This is a genomic window from Collimonas arenae, assembly GCF_001584165.1.
Taxonomy (GTDB): Bacteria; Pseudomonadota; Gammaproteobacteria; order Burkholderiales; family Burkholderiaceae_D; genus Collimonas; species Collimonas arenae.
Genome location: NZ_CP013233.1, coordinates 892,988 through 913,616, shown reverse-complemented (window position 1 = coordinate 913,616; position 20,629 = coordinate 892,988). Strand labels below are relative to the sequence as shown.

Here is a 20,629-nt window from a genome sequence, read left to right as displayed (position 1 = left end):
TTATCTATCAAACAAAAATAAAGGGTGGTAAATGAATAACAATGTCTTCAACATCCGTCATCTCAGCGTAGGCGTGAAGCTTTGCCTGCTGACCTTTTTGCTGGTTGCTGCAATTTTTGTTGCCTATGGCTGGGCCAGCGCCAGCTCCACCGCAAAGCTGATGGAACAGAGAGGAGCACTCGATATTGCCGGCCGCACCGAAACGATGGTCGAAATGCTGGATACCTTTGACAGCAGCCACAAGAGCGAAGCCAATCGCTTCGGATCGCTGCTGGCCAGTTATTTCCCTGGCAAATTCTCTGTCGATCCAGGTAGCAGCGTGGAGGTAGCAGGCAAAGCCACGCCCGCATTAAAGAGCGGCAATGAGATGATCAACATGAATTTCTCCATTGCCGATCGCTTTACCGCAGCCAGCGGCGCGGTCGCCACGATTTTCCTGAAGACCGGCGAGGATTTCATTCGCATATCAACATCTCTCAAGAAGGAGAACGGCGAACGCGCGATCGGCACCGTGCTTGATCACGCGCATCCGGGCTATGCCAGCCTGCAGGGAGGACAATCGTATATCGGACGCGCCGCGCTGTTCGGCAAGGAATACATGACTGCTTATGATCCGATCAGGGATGAAGCCGGCAAGGTAGTCGGTGCGCTGTTCGTCGGCGTCGACATCAGCCAGGACATCGACGCGCTGAAGGCGCGCATCCGCTCGGTCAAGCTGGGAAAGACAGGTTATTTCCACGTCCTCAATGCGAATCCAGGCAAGGACTTCGGCAAGCTGGTCGTCGATCCAGAACGCGAAGGACAGAATGTGCTGGCGCTCAAGGATAGCGATGGCCGTGAATTCATCAAGGATATCCTGGAACGCAAGCAAGGCAATATGCGTTATACCCTGGCCGATGCCAACGGCAAATCTGCCGGTGCTGAGAAAATCACCGCATTTGCCTTCTACAAGAACTGGAACTGGGTGATTGCTGGCAGCGAGGATGTGACAGAACTGACCCAGGACATCACCACGCTGCGGAATCGCAACGCCCTCTTCGGGCTAGCAGCAGTTTTCATCATGGTGACAGCGCTGTACTGGCTAATACGCAATAATGTCAGCCGTCCGCTTGAACGCGTCGAGCAAGCCGCCCAGCGGCTGGCGAGCGGCGATCTGACAGCAATTCTGGAGACAGATCGCAGCGATGAAATCGGCCGACTGGAGCAAGCCATCAACGGTATTGGCAAGGGCTTGGCTGGCGTGATTGGCAATGTTCGCCACGGCACAGACGAGATGGCGCGCGCCTCGCAGGAAATCGCTGAAGGCAACGCCAATCTTTCGGCGCGCACCGAATCGCAAGCCAGTTCGCTGGAACAAACCAGCAGCTCCCTGGAACAACTCACCTCTGCGGTCAAGCAAAGCGCCGACAGCGCCCAACACGCCAATAAACTGGTGGTGAGCGCATCGGATCAGGCGCTTGCCGGCGGCCGGGTGGTCAATCAGGTGGTCGGCACCATGGGTGCGATCAAGGACAGCTCACGCAAGATTGTCGACATCATCGGCGTCATCGACGGCATCGCCTTCCAGACCAATATCCTGGCCCTCAATGCGGCGGTCGAAGCGGCGCGCGCTGGAGAACAAGGTCGTGGCTTTGCGGTCGTGGCGACGGAGGTGCGCAACCTGGCGCAACGCTCGGCAGCCGCAGCAAAGGAAATCAAAGGATTGATAGACGATTCGGTAGAGAAAGTCGACTCGGGCGGCCAACTGGTGGATGAAGCCGGACAAACCATGCAAGAGATCGTAGCCGCAGTCAAACGGGTTGCCGACATCATGCACGAAATCACGGTCGCCACCAACGAGCAAAGCAGCGGCATTGAAGAGATCAACCTGGCGATGGGTCACATCGACGACATCACCCAACAGAATGCTGCGCTGGTCGAGCAAGCTGCAGCGGCAGCGGCAAGCCTGCAGGATCAGGCGGCACAACTGGCGCAAACGGCCAGCGTATTCAAGCTGGCGTAATTGCTGCCGTCATCATCCGCCACGATAAACTGCGACGGCAGCAGTGCCGTCGCAATTCACTGACCCAGTTACACCAAGGTCAGCGTAACGTCGATATTGCCGCGCGTGGCGTTGGAGTAAGGGCAAACCTTGTGCGCCTTGTTGACCAACGCTTCTGCAGCGCCGGCATCCATGCCTGGCAACGAGATCTGCAGTTCGACTTCGATGCCGAAACCGCCAGGGATCACGCCGATGCCAACCAGGCCAGTGATCGACAAATCTGCAGGCAACGTGATTTTTTCTTGCGATGCTACGAATTTCATTGCGCCGATAAAGCATGCGGAGTAACCGGCTGCAAACAATTGCTCAGGATTGGTGCCCACGCCGCCGGCGCCGCCCAGTTCCTTCGGTGTCGCCAACTGAACGTCCAGCACCTTGTCGGAGGAGATGGCACGGCCATCGCGCCCGCCGGTTGCGGTAGCTTGGGCTTGATACAGAACTTTTTCGATCGACATGATTATTTCCTTTAATGGCCGCTTGAGAAATCCTTTGGATCAATTCAGTCGGCCGTACTGATGATCCGGATAAAAAGGTACAACACTTAAATGACGCAACAATGAATACAGCAATACAGCAATACAGCTTTAAACATCAGTAAATCGATAAATTGGTAAAACAAGGCAATGCAAAAAATAGATTGCACAATTACATTGCTCACAATATATGTAACATCGCAAAACAAGGGCATGACAGCCCTACCCAATATTGCTCGCCATCGCGGCACGCAGCCGGTGCAACTCCTTGGTCAGCGCCCTTACCTCATCAAGCGAACAGCCGACACTGCAACTGATTTCCTGCGGTATCGCCTGCGCCTGCTGACGCAACTTCCTGCCGGCGTCGGTCAGGCTGACAATCACCTGCCGCTCATCCTTCACAGCCCGCTGGCGTCGCAGCAATCCGCCGGCTTCCAGCCGTTTGAGCAACGGCGTCAACGTACCCGAATCGAGAAACAGACGTTCCCCCAAGGTAGATACGGTCACATCGTCTCGCTCCCACAAGGTCAACAGCACCAGATACTGCGGATAGGTCAGCCCCAGCTCCTGCAGTAGCGGCTTGTATATCTTGGTCATGGTCAGCGACGCCGAATACAGTGCAAAACACAGCTGATTATCCAGCAACAGACTTTCCGCTCCGAACGTATCGGAAGGAAGTTTCTCGCCCGGCTGCTGAAGTTTGTTCGTTTCCATGTCCTGAATAATACATAGCTCAAAATTAGATTGCAAGCAATCTAATCCACATTTAAAACTATCGATGGAATTGCCAATCCCTATTGGGCCTGTCAACAGCCCCAATGCGGATCGGCAATTCCACCGCAGCCTTGTCTTGAATCAGACGCTCATGTTTCCCAGCGTGCTGGCCCGATACGCCGCCACGAAGGTATCGAAATCGCCGGTCTGGGTACGCTCCAGGCTCTCCTGTTCGGACAACGATGTGGCTGCCATGGTGTCGAAATAATTGCGCTCTTCCGGGCTGGGCGGATGCGCCAGGAAATAGGCAGCGTGCGCCTTGCTCTGGCGCAGCGCGAAGCTGGCGAACGACTCCTGGTTCTCGTGCAGGATTGCCAGCACGCGTGCCGACGGCGTCAGTTCCGGCGATTCCAGCTTGACGGCCTGCTGCGCCAGCGACGCCGCATGTACGCCATCGCTACGCTGGGCATCCAGCAAGGCCGCCGCCGGAGCGATCCGCTGCAGCAGTTCCTGGCCCCAGGCTTGCAGGGAAACCGGATTGCCGTCACGCCGCAATTGCAAGCCGGGACGACGCCCTTCCTTGACCGCACGCGAGAAATTCTCGACATTCTCCAGGCTTTCCTCGTCGCTGGTAAGCGGGCTGTCGTCCAGCGCGCAGAACAGCAGGAAGGCGTCCAGAAAGCGTGAAGTCTCCAGATTGATGCCCATCGGCTCGAACGGATCGATATCCATGCAGCGCACTTCAATGTATTGCACGCCGCGTGCCGAGAGCGCCTGAATTGGTCGCTCGCCGGTGTTGATCACGCGTTTCGGACGGATGGTCGAGTAATACTCATTTTCAATCTGCAGGATATTGGTGTTGATCTGCACCCATTCGCCGTTGCGGTGGGTGCCGATCTCCGCATACGGCGGATAAGGCTGGCTGACCGCCCGTGCCAGGCTCTTGATATAGCTGTCGAGGCTGTTGAATTGCGGTGTCAGGCGCGCCTGGGCTTCGCTGGTGTAGCCGAGATCACTCATGCGCAAGCTGGTGGCATACGGCAGATAGAGCGTATCTTTATCCAGTTCTTCCAGGCGGTGGTTGCGACCGTCCAGGAAACATTTGGACAAGGCCGGCGACGCGCCGAACAGATACATCAGCAACCAGCTGTAGCGGCGGAAGTTGCGCACCAGCGCGATATAACTTTCAGACTGAAAATGCATCGCCGTGCCGACAGCGCCTTCAGCCTGTTGCAAAGCCTGCCACACGCCTTCGGCCAGCGAGTAGTTGTAATGGATGCCGGCGATACACTGCATGCGCTTACCGTAGCGCAGCGCCAGGCCGCGCCGGTACACATGCTTCAGCATGCCGATGTGCGATGTGCCGTACCAGGCGATCGGGATCTGTTCCTCAGCCGGCAGCGACGCCGGCATCGATTGGCTCCACAGCAATTCGTCGCCTAGCTTGGAATAGACGAAGCGATGGATCGCATCCAGTTCATTCAATGCAGTGCTGATGTCATGCTCGGCCGGCGTGATGAACTCCAGCAGCGATTCCGAATAGTCGGTGGTGATCTGCGGCTGCGTCAGCGCCGAACCGAGCGCGCGCGGGTGCGGCGTCAGCGCCAGACGGCCGTTGGCGTCAACGCGCAAGGTTTCCCGTTCGATGCCGCGCAAGCCCTGTTCCAGCAAGCCGCGGTGCTGCTCCTGCCCGAGCAGCGCCAGCCGGCGTGTGTAATGATCAGTCAATTCAGCATCCTTTTTTTCAAATTTGTCGTGTCGCCCTTAGGGCCTCTTTCTGACTTTATTGCTGCCCGTAACCGGGTCGTAGAAGGCGAGAATAGCCGAAAATGAAAGAACGCGTTGGATGCCGCCCGACGCGCAATTGACAATCAGGCGCCACGCCAGCCAGCACCTCATGCATGCCAAATAAACAATATTCAATAAATCCGCAACGAAGCCCCAACGGCGCAAATTTATAGGGCGCTCACCCCTTATAATCCTGCTTTGCTCATATTTTTCGATTGCTCCTACTATGCCAGCCCAACTGATCGACGGAAACCTCCTCTCCCAACAACTGCGCGCTGACGTCGCCAAGCGCGCCGCCGCACTGACCGCCCAAGGCAAGCAACCTGGCCTGGCGGTGATCCTGGTCGGCGACAGCCCGGCCTCGCAAGTGTATGTGCGCAACAAGGTCAAGGCCTGCGAAGACAACGGCCTGTATTCGGTGCTGGAAAAATACGAAGCCGACCTGACCGAAGCAGCACTGCTGGCGCGTATCGACGCCCTGAATGCCGATCCGAAGATCAACGGCATCCTGGTGCAGTTGCCGCTGCCGGCGCATATCGATTCGCACAAGGTGATCGAAGCGATCGCGCCGGAAAAGGATGTTGACGGTTTTCATATCAGCAACGCCGGGCTGTTGATGACCGGCCAGCCGCTATTCCGCCCATGTACGCCATATGGCGTGATGAAAATGCTGGAATCGATCGACTATCCGGTACGCGGCGCGCACGCTGTCGTCGTCGGCGCCTCGAATATCGTCGGCAAGCCGCAGGCGATGCTGCTCTTGCAAGCAGGCGCCACCGTCACCATTTGTAATTCGAAGACTCGCGACCTCGGCCTGCATACGCGCATGGCAGACATCCTGGTGGTCGCCACCGGCAAGCGCAACATTGTCACCGCCGACATGGTCAAACCGGGCGCCGTCGTCATCGACGTCGGCATGAACCGCGACGACAACGGCAAGCTGTGCGGCGATGTCGATTTCGCTAACGCCAAGGAGGTCGCGGGCTATATCACCCCGGTGCCGGGCGGCGTCGGGCCGATGACCATCACCATGCTGCTCGTCAACACCATCGAAGCTGCAGAAAGAATCTAACTGTAATGACCTCTACCGCAATCAACGCCAGCAATCCCCTGCTCGACTTCACCGGCCTGGCGCAATTCGACCGCATCACGCCGGCCGACATCACGCCGGCAATTAGCGCCCTGCTGCAGCAAGCGCATACCGTCGTTACCCTGCTGGAAGCCTCGACCGACGCCGCCACCTGGGACAACTTCGTTGCGCCACTGGAACACGTGACCGAGAAATTGAGCCGTGCCTGGGGCATTGTCAGTCACTTGAATGCGGTAGCCGACACACCGGAACTGCGCGCTGCGTACAACGAAAACCAGCCGAAACTGATCGAATTCTGGACCGCGCTGGCGCAGAACCTGGCCTTGTTCGATAAATACAAGGCAATCAAGAACCATCTCGATTTCGCCTCGTTGTCGACGGCACGGCGCAAGATCGTCAACAACGCCTTGCGCGATTTCCGCCTGGGCGGCGCCGAACTGCCGGCCGACAAGAAAGCCCGTTTCGCCGCCATCCAGGAAAAACACGCGGCGCTGACCACCCGCTTCTCGGAAAACATCCTCGACGCCACCAACGCCTACGGCTTGTTCGTCACCGACGAAGCCGAACTGGCCGGCCTGCCCGACGATGTGCGGCAAGCCGCGCGCAGCGCCGCCGAACAGGACGGCAAGGACGGCTACAAATTCACGCTGCACTTCCCCTCCTTCTTCCCGATCCTGCAATACGCCGATAGCCGCGCGCTGCGCGAAACCGTCTACCGCGCCAACGCCACCAAGGCTTCCGAGCTGGGCGAAAAGCCGGAGTGGGACAACAGCGCCAATATCGTCGAGATCCTGCGCCTGCGCAACGAAGAAGCGAAGCTGCTGGGCTACAAGAATTACGCCGAACTGTCGCTGGTGCGCAAGATGGCCAAGACTTCCGAAGAAGTGATCCACTTCCTCGAAGACCTGGGCAGCCGCGCCCGCCCATTCGCCGAGCAGGATCTGGTCGAGCTGCGCGCCTTCGCCCAGCAGCAACTCGGGCTGGAAACGCTGGAAGCCTGGGACCTGACCTACGCCGCCGAAAAACTGCGTGAGCAGCGCTATGCGTTCTCCGAACAGGAGGTCAAGCAATACTTCCCGGAACCGACCGTGATCGAAGGCTTGTTCCACCTGGTGCAAAAACTGTTTTCGGTCGACATCAGCGCCGACCAGGCTTCAGTGTGGCACCCCGACGTCAAATTTTTCCGGATTGAAAAAGACGGCAAACTGATCGGCCAGTTCTACCTTGACCTGTACGCTCGTAACGGCAAACGTGGCGGCGCCTGGATGGACGACGCTCGTGCCCGGCGCCGGATAGGCAACGATATCCAGACCCCGATCGCCTACCTGACCTGCAACTTCACCGCGCCCGCCGTCATTGACGGCAAGACCAAGCCGGCCCTGTTCACGCACGACGAAGTGATCACGCTGTTCCACGAATTCGGTCACGGCCTGCATCACATGCTGACCCAGGTCGACGAGATCGGCGTATCCGGGATTTCCGGCGTCGAATGGGATGCGGTCGAATTGCCATCGCAATTCATGGAAAATTTCTGCTGGGAGTGGGATGTGCTGCAACACATGACGTCCGAAGCGGAAAGCGGCCAGCCGCTGCCGCGTGCGCTGTATGACAAGATGATCGCCGCCAAGAATTTCCAGTCCGGCCTGCAAACCTTGCGCCAGGTCGAATTTTCACTGTTCGACATGCGCCTGCATGACGACTATGATCCGTACGGCAAGCAAAGCGTGCAGGAAGTGATCGACCAGGTGCGCGCCCGGATCGCGGTCGTCACGCCGCCGGCATTCAACCGCTTCCAGCATTCGTTCGGCCATATCTTCGCCGGCGGCTATGCGGCCGGCTACTATAGCTACAAGTGGGCTGAAGTGCTGTCGGCAGATGCCTATGGTGCGTTTGAAGAAGCCGCAACCAGCAGCGGCAATGTCGTTTCGGCCGCCACCGGCAGCAAGTTCCGCGACGAAATCCTGGCGGTCGGCGGTTCGCGGCCGGCGCTGGAATCGTTCAGGGCATTCCGCGGACGCGAACCGAGCATCGATGCCTTGCTGCGGCATAGCGGCATGGCCACGGCCACCTGAAGCACCAGTTATTTATCTGACAGCTGATCCGCCAGATGGCGGCGATTCCATGAATCTATCTATGAGGGGAAGAGGATGAAATTTGCTGCACCGTTTTTTTCACTAGCGTTTCTGCTGCTGGCGACCAGCGCGCAGGCGCAACTGTACAAATCCACCGGTCCCGACGGCAAAGTGACCTATAGCGACACGCCGCCGGCAACCGGCAACGTGGTGCAGAAAAAGACCGGCAGCATCGGCGGCGACACCGACCCTCTGCCGTATGAACTGGCGCAGGCGGTGAAAAACAGCCCGGTTACCTTATATAGTTCAGATAAATGCATTCCGTGCGACGATGGCCGCAAACTGTTGACCGGGCGCGGCATTCCGTTCACCGAAAAGACCATAAAAAGCAATGAGGACATCGCAGCTCTACGCAGAATCACCAGTGAAGACCAGCTGCCCGTGCTGATTGTCGGCCGCGACAAGCAAAACGGTTTCGATAGCAGCTCCTGGAACACAACGCTGACTTCAGCCGGCTATCCGCAAAGCAATCGCTTGCCGAAAGGCTATCGCAATGCAGCGCCGGTCGCTGCAGCGCCAAGCGCCAAGCCGGCAGAGAAAGCTGCCGGCACTGCCGCCGAAACTGTCAGCACCGATGCGCCACCAGCCGCCGGCAATGCGCCGCCCGGCTTCCGATTTTAAGCTTGGCGCGGCGCCTGGCGTAGGATGAAACGATCCTTGCCGGGCGCCGCGCCGGCTGTTACGCCACAGCCAGACACCTCTATTCATGACGCAAATCGACTTCCACACCAATATTTCGGACAAATTCCTGTACACATGCCGACTGGTGCGTAAAGCCCGTTCGGCCCAGCGTCAGATCGTCATATTGTGCAATAGCGCCGAAGACCAGGCCGCACTGGACCGCGCCTTGTGGACCTTTTCCGAACACGATTTCCTGCCGCACGTCGCGGCCGGCGATCCGCTGGCGGCGCAAACCCCGATCATCCTCGCCGTCGACGAGGCAACCGAGCTGCCGCATCACCAGATTCTGGTCAACCTGTCCGGCAAGACGCCGCAGCATTTTGCCCGCTTCGAAAGAATGTTTGAAATCATCTCGCTCGATGCCGCCGACGTGGCCGACGGTCGCGAGCGTTACCGTTTTTATCAGCAGCGAGGTTATCCGCTGACGCATTTTGTTGCCGACAATGTATGAGGAACGCCCCATGAACAACGGCAAACTTGACGCCAATATCCCTTTGTTGACCGAGGTCATTGAGCCGTTACCGACTTTGACCGACATTATCGATACCCCGCCGACGGCGCCGGTATTGCCGGTCATCGAGTCCGATCATTTTGAACTGCCGCAAACCCGGCAGGAGCCGACGCTGAGCCGGCAGGACTGGGAGCGCCTGGCGACCGAAGTCCAGGAAAAGGTGTTGAAGCAGTTGCAGGACCGCATCGATTTCGTGATTGAACAACGAGTACGCGACGGCCTGGCCGACGTGTTGCAGACCGCAGTCGAAGGCATGGCGGCGCAAATCCGGGAAGGCTTGCACCAGACCTTGGACGAAGTTATTTGCCGAGCGGTATCGCTGGAATTGGTGAAATTGCAAAAACAAAATTTGTAAGACTATTTTTTTGATTTTCAGTCATAAATTACAGATCTATAGTTCAAAGTAAAATTTTTGAGCCAGATTTTGATCGCCTAAAAAATCTCGATTTTCTTACAATAGCGCTATCGTAAATGGTGGTACTTGGAGATGAGATGAAAGTAATTGTATTGGGCGCTGGCATTATCGGGACCACATCCGCATGGTTCCTGAACAAGGAAGGTCATGATGTCACCGTGATCGAACGCCAGCCCGGCGCAGCACAGGAAACCAGTTTTGCCAACGGTTGCCAGATTTCGGTATCGCATGCCGAACCTTGGGCTAATCCGCAAGCGCCGATGAAGGTCTTGAAGTGGCTGGGGCAGGAAGATGCGCCACTGCTGTATCGCTTCCGTCCGGAGTGGCTGCAATGGAAATGGGCCGTGAATTTCCTGCGCGAATGTACGCCAAAACGCACCAACGACAACATCCGCCAAATCGTCGCCATCTGCGAATACAGTCGCCAAACGCTGCAAGCGGTGCGCGCTGAAACCAATATCGACTACGATTGCCTGACCAGCGGTATCCTGCATTTCTACACCGACCAAAAAGAATTCGACATCTCGCTACCGGCCGCACAACTGATGCGCGACCTGGGCTGCCAGCGCGATTCCATCAGCGCCGATGAAGTGGTCAAGATCGAGCCGGCGCTGGCGCGCATCCGCGACAAGATCGTCGGCGGCGATTTCACTGCCACCGATGAATCCGGCGATGTCTACAAGTTCACCTCCGGCTTGGCCGGCAAGGCTGCCGAAGCCGGTGTCAACTTCCGCTACAACACCAGCATCACGCGCCTGATCACCGAAGGTAGCGGCGCCGCCGCCAAAATCACCGGCGTCGAAATCATTAATCCGGACGGCCGCCATGAAGTCTTGCACGCCGACGCTTTCGTGGTCGCCATGGGCAGCTTCTCGACGCAACTTCTGCAACCGCTCGGCATCGAGCTGATGATCTATCCGGGCAAGGGTTATTCGGCCACCTACAAGATCACCAATCCGGATGCCGCACCAACCGTATCGCTGACCGACGATGGCTACAAGCTGGTGGTATCGCGCCTGGGCGACCGCCTGCGCGTTGCTGGCACCTGCGAACTGAACGGCTACACACGCGAACTCAATACCACCCGCTGCGAAGCGATTACGCGCCGCACCCGCGAACTGTTCCCCGACGGCTGCGATTACGATAATCCGGTTTACTGGACCGGTTTGCGTCCATTGACGCCATCCAACGTGCCATACATCGGCAAGACCAGGATCAGCAACCTGTTCCTCAACACCGGCCACGGCACCCTCGGCTGGACCATGGGCTGCGGCTCGGGCCGCGCAATCGCCGAGATTGTTTCCGGCCGCCGGCCGGAAGTCGATTTCGCCTTTACCGGCATGCCGCGACAAACGCCGGGTCCATTGATTCTGCCGCGTCCTGTAGAAGCATGAGCAGCGCAACCGTTGCTGCGTGAATGAAAAAAGACCGATGCTGTTGCCAGCATCGGTCTTTTTTTTCGCACCTGCACTGGCAAAATTTCCAGCGCCAACGGCATGGCGCGCTTTTTGCGTATAGGTGACAGGGAATCAGTCGGAGCGCATTTTTTGGCAAATAGGCGCACTGTTCGAGTGCATCATTTGGCGACACGCACTTGAACCGTCGCCGGCTTTTCATCAAATGCAACCCGGGTAACGAATTTGGCGCGCTTCATCGGAAAACGGGACTGGAAATGACGCACATTGCCTGAACCGGAAATGACTCGCCGCACGAATTGATAATAGGCATCCATATCGATCACATGCACGACCAGGAAATAATCGTAATCGCCGGAAACGAAATAGCACTGCATGACCTCGGCTTCCTTGTTCATGCGTAGCTCAAATTCCTGCATATGCTCGTCGGACTGGTTATTCAGCGAGATTTCCAGGAAAGCCAGCATGCCGTAGCCGAGGGCAAAGGGATCAACCAGCGAGACGTCTGCGCTGATGATGCCGGCCTCACGCAAATCGCGCAGGCGACGCAGGCAGGTTGGTTGGGAAATGTGTGCTTTATCGGCCAGCGTCCGGGTCGGCATTTGATTGTCGCGCTGCAGCAAGTTGAGGAGTTTCCGGTCGACTTTGTCTAGCGTGTGATGTTTGCTCATACCATCTTTTTGAGGTGTGATCCGACTGTTTCAATAATTCGCAAAAAACCGCTATGCGAAGCGTTTTTTATGTTGTAACGTTGCTTTATTCAGGGCACTGAATGCGTAGTTAATAAGCAGCGGATAGTAAAACTGTTATAGCTTTGTTTTATTTTAAATCCTCAGGAGGACATTCATGCAGAACAAGATCAAAATGATTCCGTTGGCTGGTGCAATTGCCATGGCTTTCGCCTTTGCAGGCTCGGCTTCGGCACAAGAAGTTGTCACCATCGGCCAAGTCAGCCCGCTCACAGGCCCTAACGCCCATATCGGCAAGGACAATGAGAACGGCGCGACGATGGCGATCGAGGAATTGAATGCCAAGGGCACCAAGATCGGTGGCAAGCTGGTGAAATTCGTACTGGCTTCAGAGGACGACGCTTCCGATCCGAAACAAGGCACTGCAGCCGCGCAGAAACTGGTAGACGCCAAGATCAAGGGCATTATCGGCCACATGAACTCCGGCACCACGATTCCTGCATCCAAGATTTATTTTGATGCCGGCATTCCACAAATTTCGCCTTCCGCCACCAATCCAAAATACACCCAGCAAGGCTTCAACACAGCCTTCCGCGTGGTTGCCAACGACGGCCAGCTCGGCGGCACACTGGGTCGCTATGCAGTCAATACGCTGAAGGGCAAGAATATTGCCGTGATCGATGACCGTACCGCTTATGGCCAAGGGGTTGCTGAAGAGTTCACCAAGAGCGCCAAGAAAGCCGGCGCCAACATCGTGGCGACTCAGTTCACCAACGACAAGGCGACCGACTTCAACGCCATCCTGACCTCAATCAAGGCAAAGAATCCTGACGTGATCTTCTTCGGCGGCATGGATGCTGTCGGCGGTCCGATGCTGCGTCAGATGGATCAGTTGGGCATCAAAGCCAAGTTCATGGGCGGCGACGGCCTGTGCACCACCGAGCTGGCCAAGCTGGCTGGCGCCGGCTTGAAAGACGATCAGGTAGTCTGCGCCGAAGCTGGCGGCGTACCTGATGCAGGCAAGGCCGAACTGGAAGCCTTCAAGGCGGCTTACCAAAAGAGATTCAACCAGGAAGTCGTGATCTACGCACCGTATGAATACGATGCGCTGATGACCATGGTTGACGCCATGCAAAAAGCCGGCTCGTCCGATCCGAAGAAATATCTGCCAGAACTCGCCAAGATTCACCACAAGGGCGTGACCGGCATGATTTCGTTTGACCCAAAGGGCGACATCAAGGACGGTTCGCTGACCTTGTACACCTACAAGGATGGCAAACGCACACTGCTGACCGTGACAAAATAATCGTCTCGCGCAATACGTAGCAATACGTAGCAGCACACCAGAAGCGTTCCGGCTTGATTGCCGGAACGCTTTTTTATTTCCGTCAACTGATGGGGTCCGCAAGTTTTTTCCCACGCGCCATGCAATCAAATGAAGTCGTGGCCTCGCAATGACGGAGCGCCGCAATGGTGCGTACGTATCAGTTCCTTCGTCCTTCGTCCTCCGTCCCCCCAACCTCCCTCAGCCGTCGATTATCCATACGATATGCACGGGTATTGCCAAATACACAGGAAAATTCTTTCCGAACATTTTTTTTTGTTGTAACGTCTGCATGTTCCGCCCATCGAACAGGTGGAACAGCAATGCCAACAGCTTCAGAAATTTATCCTTAGGAGAATCAATCAGTGCAGATCAAGAACAAAATGTTACCGCTAACTGCAGCAATCGCATTGGCCCTGGCCGCATCCGCCTCGGCGTACGCGCAAGAACAAATCATCAAGATCGGCCACGTCGGCCCGGTCACCGGCCCTTCCGCACATCTTGGCAAGGATATGGAAAACGGCGCCAAGATGGCGATCGAGGAATTGAACGCCAAGGGCGTCACGCTCGGCGGCAAGAAAGTCAAATTCGTCCTGCTGGCGGAAGATGACGCTTCCGATCCAAAGCAAGGCACTGCGGCAGCACAAAAACTGGTCGACGCAAAAATCGACGGCGTGATTGGCCACCTGAATTCCGGCACCACGATCCCCGCCTCCAAGATCTATTACGACGCCGGCATCCCGCAAATCTCGCCTGCTGCCACTAGCCCGAAATACACGCAGCAAGGCTTCAACAGCGTGTTCCGCGTGGTTGCCAATGACGGCCAGTTGGGCGGTACGCTGGGACGCTATGCGGCAAACTCCCTGCATGCAAAAAATATCGCGGTTATCGACGACCGCACCGCCTACGGCCAAGGCGTGGCGCAAGAATTTGCCAAAGGGGCGAAAGCCGCCGGCGTCAACATCGTCGCCACCCAGTTCACCAACGACAAGGCAACCGATTTCAACGCCATCCTGACATCGATCAAAGCCAAGAACCCGGACGTGATTTTCTTCGGCGGCATGGATGCGGTTGCTGGCCCGATGTTGCGCCAGATGAAAGCACTCGGCATCAAGGCCAAATTCATGGGCGGCGACGGCATGTGCACTGCGGAACTGGGCAAGCTGGCCGGCGACGGCCTGATCAACGATCAGGTGGTTTGCGCTGAAGCCGGCGGTGTGGAGGAGTCCGGAAAGAAAGGCCTGGACGATTTCAAGGCAGCCTATCAGAAGAAATTCAATGCTGAAGTCAAACTGTATGCCCCGTATTCGTACGACTCGGTGATGGCCATGGTCGAGGCGATGCAAAAGGCCAATTCGGCCGATCCGAAAAAGTACCTGCCGGAACTGGCTAAGATCCATCACAAGGGCGTGACCGGAATGATCGCCTTCGATGCCAAGGGCGACATCAAGGACGGTACGCTGACCTTGTACACCTACAAGGATGGCAAGCGCACGTTGCTGACCGTTACCAAGTAAGATCGGAAAGCGTCGCACCGTTCTGCAAAAAGCGTTCCGGCCCGTGGGTCGGGACGCTTTTTTATTTTGGTAAGACGTGCCATGGCAGGCACATACTGCATCAGGTCGACGCCACAACTACCGGCGTGGATGAATTACGCATATCAATCGGCAAAATTAATAAAAAAACATATAAAAGCGCTTTGCGAAGCGATTCTTATGTTGTAACGTTTAAGTCCTCGGTTTCTTACCGAACCAGTATAGAAGTCGGCTGTCCAAAGGCCGCTTACCATTATTCATAAAGTCAAAATCCTTAGGAGGAAATCTAGTGCGCAACAGTAAATTGATTCCATTGGCCGCAGCCATCGCCCTCTCTTTCGCGGGTTCCGCTTTCGCTCAGGAACAAGTGGTCAAGATCGCCCATGTCGGCCCGATCACCGGTCCGATCGGCCATATCGGCAAGGACAATGAAAACGGCGCCAAGATGGCGATCGATGAATTGAACTCCCAGGGCATTACACTGGACGGAAAAAAAACCAAGTTCGTGCTGATGTCGGAAGATGACGCATCCGATCCGAAACAGGCCACCGCAGTCGCGCAGAAACTGGTTGATGCCAAGGTTGCAGGCGTTATCGGCCACGTCAATTCCGGCACTTCGATTCCTGCATCAAAGATTTACTACGACGCCGGCATCCCGCAAATTTCGCCGTCGACCACCAGCGCCAAATACACGCAGCAAGGCTACAACACGACTTTCCGTGTCGTCGCCAACGACAGCCAACTGGGTGGCGCATTGGGTCGCTACGCCGCCAAGACACTGCATGCCAAGACCGCAGCAGTGATTGACGACCGCACGGCCTACGGCCAAGGTCTGGCGGAGGAATTTACCAAGGCGGCCAAGGCCTCCGGCATGACGATTATCGCCACGCAATACACCAACGACAAAGCGACCGACTTCAACGCGATCCTGACTTCGTTCAAGACCAAGAAGCCTGATGTCGTGTTCTTTGGCGGGCTAGATGCCGGCGGCGGCCCGATGCTGCGCCAGATGAAACAACTCGGCATCAAGGCCAAGTACATGGGCGGCGACGCCATCTGCACTTCCGACCTGCCCAAGCTGGCGGGTGACGGCATGAGCAACGACCAGGTAATCTGCGCGGAAGCCGGCGGCGTCGAAGAATCAGCACGCAAGGGACTCGACGATTTCAAGGTGGCCTACAAGAAAAAATACGGCCAGGATGTCGTGATCTATGCACCGTACACCTACGATGCACTGATGACCATGGCCGATGCGATGCAAAAAGCCAAGTCGGCCGATCCGAAGAAATACCTGCCCGAACTGGCCAAGATCCACCACAAAGGCGTGACAGGCATGATTTCGTTTGATCCCAAGGGCGATATCAAGGACGGCACAATCACCTTGTACACGTACCGCGATGGTCAGCGCACCCAGCTCGCCGTGACCAAGTAAGCGTCCCGCTGCATTTCCCCTGCGAAAGCGTTCCGGCCTTGCCGGGACGCTCTTTTTATTTGGGTCAATGACGCTGCCGATCGACCTATCGACCAAACGGCGAATCGATGCTGCGCCACAAATCGGAAATCCGCCGGCAATAAAAAAGCGCTCGTTCGAGCGCTTTTTTATTCACAACTTGGACTGCCGTCTTACCTATTACTTCAGCGACAAAATCCATTTGACCAAGGTATGGGCTTCAGCTTCGCTCACTTGCGGATTGGCCGGCATCGGGATTGCGCCCCAGGTGCCTGTGCTGCCCTTCAAGACTTTTTGCACCAGCATGTCTTCAGCGCCTTTTTGACCGGCAAATTTCGCAGCGACATCCTTGTATGCCGGACCGACCACCTTGTTTTGCACCGAGTGACAGGCCAGGCAGTTCTTCGCCTTTGCCAGATCGAGGCCGGCATCAGCCAGCGCAGAACCCGACACCGTTGCACCGAGCAACGCACAGATCAACAAAAAACGTTTCATGCTTATCTCCGTCAAAAAAATGTGTTCCCATCTTACCTGCCGGGGAGCATTGTCTCATATTCGGTAATCACTCACCTACATCTTGATTTCGACATATTAAAAGTCATTTCATCCATATCCACGAGATGCGTTCCAGATCGACATACGTTGACCGCTGCTGCCTTTCCTTCTATCCTTTCGGCAAAGAAAAGGGAATACCATGCCACTGATAATTATTATCGTTTTGCTATCTGCACTCAAATACTTTGAGGTTGGGCCATTTGCTGGCATATCGTGGTGGTGGATTGCAGCCCTGATGGCGGTCGCCTTTATCTGGTTCGAATTTCTGGAACGCATACTTGGCCGGGATAAACGCAAGGCACATGAAGCCATCGAGAAAACCCGGCAGGAACGGGTCAAGAAAACCTTTGAAAACCATAAACGCCCTGGCCGCTGAGTTGATCGGAATTTCCACTATCGCGCCAAACACAAAAGCCGGTTCTCTTCCGGCTTTTTGTTTTGCGGTATTGATATGAACATAGAACTGCGGCAATTGCGCTATTTCGTCGCCGTTGCCGAAGAGCGACATTTCGGCCGTGCCGCCTTGCGCTTGCACATGACCCAGCCGCCGTTGTCGCAGGCAATCCAGGCGCTCGAGGCCAATCTTGGCACGCCGCTGTTTGCTCGCACCAAACGCAGCGTCGCCCTGACGCCGGCCGGCCTGGCGCTGCTGCCGGAAGCGCAGCGCCTGCTGCAACAAGCCGGCGCCCTGCCTGATCTGGTGCGGCGCGCCGCTTCCGGCGAATCCGGCCTGCTCACGCTGTCCTTTGTCTCCACCGCCGATTACAGCATCCTGCCGCCGTTGCTGCGCGCGTTCAGGGAAACCTACCCAAGCGTCCAGATCGACCTGCAGGAAGCCACCAGCGACCTCCAGCTGGCGCAGTTGATGGCCGGACGCATCGACGCTGGCCTGCTGATCCCACCGCTGCCGGACAAGGAAAAGCTGGCGCTCGATTATCTGCCGGTATTATCCGAGCCGCTGGTGCTGGCCGCCCCGACCGGACTCAAGGCGTTGCGCAACAAGGGCCCGATCGCGCTGAGTTCGGTGGCCGACATGCCTTTGATCATTTTCCCGCGCCGCATCTCGCCGGGCTTCCACGACACCATCCTCGGCTGCTTCCGCGCCGCGGGCCTGACCCCGATATCGGTCAGGAAGCAATCCAGATGCAAACCATCGTCGGCCTGGTGTCGGCTGGCATGGGGATCGCGCTTGTGCCACAATCGGTGTCGAACCTGCAACGTCCGGGGGTCGACTATCGCGAATTGCAGGACACCACTCCGCTGGTCGAGACCGGCCTGGCCTGGCGTCGCGATAATGTTTCACCGGTATTGCAAGCTTTTTTGGAATTATTAAGGAAGAAATAAAACATGTTGATTCATCCCTTGCCCGATCCGATTGCCTTCTCCCTCGGCCCGCTCCATGTGCGCTGGTACGGCCTGATGTACCTGCTGGCCTTCATCCAGTTCATCTGGGTTGGCCGCATCCGGATCAAGCAACCGCATATCGCAGCCGCTGGCTGGAAAAAAGAGGACATCGACGACATGTTGTTCTATGGCGTGCTGGGGGTAGTCATCGGCGGCCGCCTGGGACAGGTTTTCTTCTATGATCCGGTCTATTATTTTTCCAACCCGGCGGAAATCATCGCGGTGTGGAAAGGCGGCATGTCGTTCCACGGCGGCTTTATTGGGGTCCTGATTGCGATGGCCTGGTGGGGTCGCAAATCCGGCCGCAAGCTGATGGACATCATGGATTTCATCGCGCCAATGGTGCCGCTCGGCTATGCTGCTGGCCGCCTCGGCAATTTCATCAATGGCGAATTGCCGGGCCGTGTCGTATCCGATCCGTCGCTGCCATGGGCCATGATCTGGCCAAACGTCGACAACCTGCCGCGCCATCCTTCGCCGATCTACCAGATGCTGGTCGATGGCATACTGCTGTTCATCATCCTCTGGTTCTTCTCGCGCAAGCCACGGCCGCGCATGGCGGTGGCCGGCATGTTCTCTCTGCTGTATGGCTGTGCCCGCTTCTTCACCGAATATTTCCGTGTGCCGGACTACAACGTCACCTTCGGCGGTATCACGATTTCCGCCGGCCAGATGTTATCGGTGCCGATGATCATACTGGGCATCATATTGCTGGTTATCGCCTACAGAAAACCCCTTGTCTACAGCGGGCCGGCCGAAGTCCCGAAACATTCCGCAAGCTGACATTGCATCAATTGCGCTTGCCGGCCTGCTTTGCGGATCGGCAAGCTGCATCCTCTTGACGCTTTACCACTCCCACTCATGAACGCCAACCTCTACGCCCTGTTCGCATCGCGCTTTCCCGCCGATCAATCCGCCTGTTGCATCGAAACCCACGATGGCCAGTACTATACCTGGGGCGATGTCGAGCGCGCCTCGGCCAGGATCGCCAACCTGCTCAGCAGCCTGAATCTGCCGAGCGGCGCACGGATTGCGGTGCAGGTAGAAAAGTCGCCAGAGGCATTGATCCTGTACCTCGCGACATTGCGCGCCGGGTTCGTCTACCTGCCGCTGAATACCGCTTATCGCTCCGCCGAAATCGAGTACTTCATCGGCGATGCCGAGCCGGCGGTGTTCGTCTGCTCGCCGAAAAATTTCGGCTGGGTGGCGCAAATCGCGTTCAAGGCTGGCACCCAACACCTGTTCACGCTGGACGAGATCGGCAGCGCAGGTTATGGCAGGAATTCCGGATCGCTGCTGGCCCGCGCGATGCACTATTCCGATCAGTTTGAGACCGTTGAAAAACAGGCCGACGACCTGGCCGTCATCCTGTACACCTCAGGCACGACCGGGCGCAGCAAAGGCGCCATGCTCTCGCACGGCAATATCGGCTCGAACGCCAAGGTGCTACAGCAATACTGGCATTGGCAAGCCGACGACGTGCTGCTGCATGCGCTGCCGCTGTTCCACATCCACGGCTTGCTGGTGGCCGCCAACGGCGCGCTACTGAACGGCAGCAAGATGATTTTCCTGCCGAAGTTCGACGCCGCCGAAGTATGCCGTCATCTACCGCGCAGCAGTGTCTTCATGGGCGTACCGACGTACTACGTGCGCCTGCTGGCAGATAGCGCTTTCGGTCGCGACACCTGTCGCAATGTGCGCCTGTTCATCTCTGGTTCGGCGCCGTTACTGGCCGATACCTTCACAGAATTCTCGGCACGCACCGGCCACACCATACTGGAACGTTACGGCATGAGCGAAACTGCGATGCTGACCTCCAATCCATATGACGGGGAACGGCGCGGCTGCACTGTCGGCATGCCGCTGCCCGGCGTATCACTGCGCCTGATGCGCAGCGACGAAGCAGGCCACAGCTCGCTTTGCGGTCCCGATGAAATCGGCGATATCCAGGTCAAGGGACCGAATGTGTTCCAGGGCTATTGGCGCATGCCGGAAAAGACGGCGGAAGAATTTACCGCCGACGGCTATTTCAAGACCGGCGACGTCGGCAAGTTCGACCGCGACGGTTATCTGGCGATCGTCGGCCGCAGCAAGGATCTGATCATTTCCGGCGGTTACAACGTCTATCCGAAAGAAATCGAAACGGTGCTGGACGATATTGACGGCGTGCTGGAATCGGCGGTGATCGGCGTGCCGCACGCCGATTTCGGCGAAGCGGTGACCGCCGTGATCGTGAAACGCCCGAATGCCAAGCTGACCACCGGCGGCGTAATCGAATTGCTGAAATCGACGATTGCCAATTTCAAGGTGCCCAAGCAAGTCTTCTTCGCCGAAGAACTGCCGCGCAATACGATGGGCAAAGTACAGAAAAATGTGCTGCGCGAGCTTTATGCGATGCCTGCAGCGCCAGCT

At 56.9% G+C, this 20,629-nt stretch carries 17 protein-coding genes and 2 pseudogenes; 14 read left to right on the top strand and 5 right to left on the bottom strand.

What is annotated here, in order from left to right; translation table 11 throughout:
* Positions 1-31: 31 nt before the first annotated feature.
* Entirely contained in the window at positions 32-2,002 is a 1,971-nt protein-coding gene (locus tag CAter10_RS04255) for a methyl-accepting chemotaxis protein (protein ID WP_061532423.1), read from the top strand.
* Between the two features lie 68 nt (positions 2,003-2,070).
* Here the strand turns inward: CAter10_RS04255 and CAter10_RS04250 are convergent, their stop codons facing one another.
* The 3 genes from CAter10_RS04250 to gshA form a co-directional block, all read right to left on the bottom strand.
* Entirely contained in the window at positions 2,071-2,496 is a 426-nt protein-coding gene (locus tag CAter10_RS04250) for an organic hydroperoxide resistance protein (protein WP_061532422.1), read from the bottom strand.
* 240 nt (positions 2,497-2,736) lie between these two features.
* Positions 2,737-3,111, bottom strand: a complete 375-nt coding sequence (locus tag CAter10_RS04245) for a MarR family winged helix-turn-helix transcriptional regulator (protein ID WP_269465491.1) — start codon at positions 3,109-3,111, stop codon at positions 2,737-2,739.
* A 258-nt stretch (positions 3,112-3,369) separates the two neighbouring features.
* On the bottom strand, positions 3,370-4,956 hold the full coding sequence (gene gshA / locus CAter10_RS04240; protein ID WP_061532420.1) for a glutamate--cysteine ligase: 1,587 nt from the start codon (positions 4,954-4,956) through the stop codon (positions 3,370-3,372).
* Positions 4,957-5,242: 286 nt separating this feature from the next.
* Between gshA and folD the strand changes: the two genes are divergently transcribed.
* From folD to CAter10_RS04210, 6 genes are all read left to right on the top strand, one after another.
* Positions 5,243-6,088 (top strand): bifunctional methylenetetrahydrofolate dehydrogenase/methenyltetrahydrofolate cyclohydrolase FolD, encoded by an 846-nt coding sequence (gene folD, locus CAter10_RS04235; protein WP_061532419.1) that lies wholly within the window; start codon positions 5,243-5,245, stop codon positions 6,086-6,088.
* A 5-nt stretch (positions 6,089-6,093) separates the two neighbouring features.
* Positions 6,094-8,178 carry a M3 family metallopeptidase gene (locus CAter10_RS04230; RefSeq protein ID WP_061532418.1) on the top strand — a complete coding sequence of 695 codons (2,085 nt, stop codon included), beginning with the start codon at positions 6,094-6,096 and terminating at the stop codon, positions 8,176-8,178.
* A gap of 75 nt (positions 8,179-8,253) precedes the next feature.
* Positions 8,254-8,859 (top strand): glutaredoxin family protein, encoded by a 606-nt coding sequence (locus tag CAter10_RS04225; protein ID WP_061532417.1) that lies wholly within the window; start codon positions 8,254-8,256, stop codon positions 8,857-8,859.
* Between the two features lie 85 nt (positions 8,860-8,944).
* A complete protein-coding gene (locus CAter10_RS04220; RefSeq protein ID WP_061532416.1) occupies positions 8,945-9,370 on the top strand; it encodes a DNA polymerase III subunit chi in 426 nt (141 codons plus the stop codon).
* A gap of 10 nt (positions 9,371-9,380) precedes the next feature.
* On the top strand, positions 9,381-9,785 hold the full coding sequence (locus tag CAter10_RS04215) for a hypothetical protein (RefSeq protein ID WP_061532415.1): 405 nt from the start codon (positions 9,381-9,383) through the stop codon (positions 9,783-9,785).
* Positions 9,786-9,922: 137 nt separating this feature from the next.
* Positions 9,923-11,239 carry a D-amino acid dehydrogenase gene (locus tag CAter10_RS04210; protein ID WP_061532414.1) on the top strand — a complete coding sequence of 439 codons (1,317 nt, stop codon included), beginning with the start codon at positions 9,923-9,925 and terminating at the stop codon, positions 11,237-11,239.
* A gap of 182 nt (positions 11,240-11,421) precedes the next feature.
* Here the strand turns inward: CAter10_RS04210 and CAter10_RS04205 are convergent, their stop codons facing one another.
* Positions 11,422-11,931, bottom strand: coding sequence for an Lrp/AsnC family transcriptional regulator (locus CAter10_RS04205; protein ID WP_061532413.1), 510 nt, complete (start codon positions 11,929-11,931; stop codon positions 11,422-11,424).
* Between the two features lie 175 nt (positions 11,932-12,106).
* Between CAter10_RS04205 and CAter10_RS04200 the strand changes: the two genes are divergently transcribed.
* From CAter10_RS04200 to CAter10_RS04190, 3 genes are all read left to right on the top strand, one after another.
* Complete coding sequence (locus CAter10_RS04200) at positions 12,107-13,255, top strand: branched-chain amino acid ABC transporter substrate-binding protein (RefSeq protein ID WP_061532412.1); 1,149 nt, start codon at positions 12,107-12,109, stop codon at positions 13,253-13,255.
* 401 nt (positions 13,256-13,656) lie between these two features.
* On the top strand, positions 13,657-14,790 hold the full coding sequence (locus CAter10_RS04195) for a branched-chain amino acid ABC transporter substrate-binding protein (RefSeq protein WP_417924709.1): 1,134 nt from the start codon (positions 13,657-13,659) through the stop codon (positions 14,788-14,790).
* A gap of 307 nt (positions 14,791-15,097) precedes the next feature.
* Positions 15,098-16,240: a branched-chain amino acid ABC transporter substrate-binding protein gene (locus CAter10_RS04190; protein ID WP_061532410.1), complete on the top strand. Its 1,143-nt coding sequence runs from the start codon at positions 15,098-15,100 to the stop codon at positions 16,238-16,240.
* A 198-nt stretch (positions 16,241-16,438) separates the two neighbouring features.
* Here CAter10_RS04190 and CAter10_RS04185 read toward each other — a convergent pair whose 3' ends face one another.
* Complete coding sequence (locus CAter10_RS04185) at positions 16,439-16,753, bottom strand: c-type cytochrome (RefSeq protein ID WP_061532409.1); 315 nt, start codon at positions 16,751-16,753, stop codon at positions 16,439-16,441.
* 199 nt (positions 16,754-16,952) lie between these two features.
* Here CAter10_RS04185 and CAter10_RS21775 point away from each other — a divergent pair, with 199 nt between their 5' ends.
* The 4 genes and pseudogenes from CAter10_RS21775 to CAter10_RS04170 form a co-directional block, all read left to right on the top strand.
* A complete protein-coding gene (locus CAter10_RS21775) occupies positions 16,953-17,189 on the top strand; it encodes a TIGR04438 family Trp-rich protein (RefSeq protein ID WP_061536998.1) in 237 nt (78 codons plus the stop codon).
* Between the two features lie 75 nt (positions 17,190-17,264).
* Positions 17,265-18,157, top strand: a pseudogene (locus tag CAter10_RS04180) (LysR family transcriptional regulator).
* A gap of 3 nt (positions 18,158-18,160) precedes the next feature.
* Positions 18,161-19,000, top strand: coding sequence for a prolipoprotein diacylglyceryl transferase (gene lgt / locus CAter10_RS04175; RefSeq protein WP_061532408.1), 840 nt, complete (start codon positions 18,161-18,163; stop codon positions 18,998-19,000).
* Positions 19,001-19,078: 78 nt separating this feature from the next.
* Positions 19,079-20,611, top strand: a pseudogene (locus CAter10_RS04170) (malonate--CoA ligase); the annotation flags it as partial.
* Between the last annotated feature and the right edge of the window lie 18 nt (positions 20,612-20,629).

Excerpts from the sequence above, each read along its gene's own strand:
- CAter10_RS04255 (WP_061532423.1), top strand. The coding sequence starts at position 32 with ATGAATAACAATGTCTTCAACATCCGTCATCTCAGCGTAGGCGTGAAG.
- CAter10_RS04250 (WP_061532422.1), bottom strand. The coding sequence starts at position 2,496 with ATGTCGATCGAAAAAGTTCTGTATCAAGCCCAAGCTACCGCAACCGGC.
- CAter10_RS04245 (WP_269465491.1), bottom strand. The coding sequence starts at position 3,111 with ATGACCAAGATATACAAGCCGCTACTGCAGGAGCTGGGGCTGACCTAT.
- folD (WP_061532419.1), top strand. The coding sequence starts at position 5,243 with ATGCCAGCCCAACTGATCGACGGAAACCTCCTCTCCCAACAACTGCGC.
- CAter10_RS04230 (WP_061532418.1), top strand. The coding sequence starts at position 6,094 with ATGACCTCTACCGCAATCAACGCCAGCAATCCCCTGCTCGACTTCACC.
- CAter10_RS04225 (WP_061532417.1), top strand. The coding sequence starts at position 8,254 with ATGAAATTTGCTGCACCGTTTTTTTCACTAGCGTTTCTGCTGCTGGCG.
- CAter10_RS04220 (WP_061532416.1), top strand. The coding sequence starts at position 8,945 with ATGACGCAAATCGACTTCCACACCAATATTTCGGACAAATTCCTGTAC.
- CAter10_RS04215 (WP_061532415.1), top strand. The coding sequence starts at position 9,381 with ATGAACAACGGCAAACTTGACGCCAATATCCCTTTGTTGACCGAGGTC.
- CAter10_RS04210 (WP_061532414.1), top strand. The coding sequence starts at position 9,923 with ATGAAAGTAATTGTATTGGGCGCTGGCATTATCGGGACCACATCCGCA.
- CAter10_RS04205 (WP_061532413.1), bottom strand. The coding sequence starts at position 11,931 with ATGAGCAAACATCACACGCTAGACAAAGTCGACCGGAAACTCCTCAAC.
- CAter10_RS04200 (WP_061532412.1), top strand. The coding sequence starts at position 12,107 with ATGCAGAACAAGATCAAAATGATTCCGTTGGCTGGTGCAATTGCCATG.
- CAter10_RS04195 (WP_417924709.1), top strand. The coding sequence starts at position 13,657 with ATGTTACCGCTAACTGCAGCAATCGCATTGGCCCTGGCCGCATCCGCC.
- CAter10_RS04185 (WP_061532409.1), bottom strand. The coding sequence starts at position 16,753 with ATGAAACGTTTTTTGTTGATCTGTGCGTTGCTCGGTGCAACGGTGTCG.
- CAter10_RS21775 (WP_061536998.1), top strand. The coding sequence starts at position 16,953 with ATGCCACTGATAATTATTATCGTTTTGCTATCTGCACTCAAATACTTT.
- lgt (WP_061532408.1), top strand. The coding sequence starts at position 18,161 with ATGTTGATTCATCCCTTGCCCGATCCGATTGCCTTCTCCCTCGGCCCG.